Source organism: Psychrobacter sp. CAL346-MNA-CIBAN-0220, assembly GCF_040309805.1.
Lineage (GTDB): Bacteria > Pseudomonadota > Gammaproteobacteria > Pseudomonadales > Moraxellaceae > Psychrobacter.
Genome location: NZ_JBEOPF010000446.1, coordinates 1 through 259, shown reverse-complemented (window position 1 = coordinate 259; position 259 = coordinate 1). Strand labels below are relative to the sequence as shown.

The following is a 259-nucleotide window of genomic DNA, read 5'->3' as shown; positions in this document are numbered from 1 at the left end:
GCCCAGCCCAGGTAATTGAATATCCTGCTGGTAGTATCAATTGCTCATGCAAAATTTGCTGGGCGTTTTCTACATATGTACCAATATCAATATTTTCTATATCAATAAAGCTCCAACCATTTAAGCGGGCATTTTCACTTTTTATTCCGGCTGGGCCATCTTCAATTAATACCTTAGCAACATCGGCTAAAGCTATACGCTGCCCGGCTGGAGTTACAATAGGAAGTAACATTAGCTCCTCAGGTGAATCGCGGTAACC

Annotated in this window: 1 protein-coding gene; it reads right to left on the bottom strand. The window is 42.1% G+C overall.

Annotated features, from left to right (window positions below; translation table 11 throughout):
* Positions 1–232 (bottom strand): hypothetical protein (locus AAEY88_RS14320; RefSeq protein ID WP_350563462.1); only part of this gene is annotated, 232 nt, incomplete at its 3' end.
* Positions 233–259 lie beyond the last annotated feature (27 nt).